This is a genomic window from Pseudomonas agronomica, from assembly GCF_025917275.1.
GTDB classification, from domain to species: domain Bacteria; phylum Pseudomonadota; class Gammaproteobacteria; order Pseudomonadales; family Pseudomonadaceae; genus Aquipseudomonas; species Aquipseudomonas agronomica.
The window spans coordinates 1-549 of sequence record NZ_JAOSHO010001012.1 but is presented as its reverse complement, the minus strand read 5'-3'; the positions used below and the strand labels follow the sequence as shown (position 1 = coordinate 549).

Below are 549 nucleotides of genomic sequence, written 5' to 3'. Positions count from 1 at the left end.
GGAGCAAGCTCCCTCGCCACGGGGGCGTTATTGGCGAGAAGGTGGCCTTGCCTCAGTCTCATTTCCGCTTGAGCTACGCCGGCAACTGCGCCACCAGTTTCTGCTACCGCGTTAAAATCCCTAGCAATGACTCGCTTGACGACTATATGAAAACTCCGAGAGTGACTAGGACACACGGCTCTCTCCGGGCTCAAAAGCTCGTGGAACTGGGCTGGACTGTTAAACATGAGTTCAAGGCTGACAACGAAACATACGAGTGGTATCTGGAATGGGAGCACGTTGAAGAGCCGCCGTTGCTTTCCTCACAAGATAATTGGGATAACCCAGCCACAGCCGCTCCTTTGACCGATTCAAAACGGCAAATTTAACGTTGCAGATGTAAGCGTGGGTAAAGGGGACTGAGAAGGGGGTGTCTGGGCTGGCGTCATCGCGAGCAAGCTCGCTCCCACATTAGGGATCGGGGTGTTGCGGATACCGTATTTTCACAGTGTGAAAGGGGACAGATTTATTTGCGGCAAATAAATCTGTCCCCGTTTCTGACGCAGAGAA

The 549-nt window shown here is 52.8% G+C and carries 1 protein-coding gene; it reads left to right on the top strand.

Features of this window, described 5'->3' with window-relative positions; all coding sequences use genetic code 11:
* Nucleotides 1-368, top strand: a 368-nt coding sequence (locus tag OC610_RS28650; protein WP_264433149.1) for a hypothetical protein, incomplete at its 5' end; no start/stop codon positions are given.
* Nucleotides 369-549 lie beyond the last annotated feature (181 nt).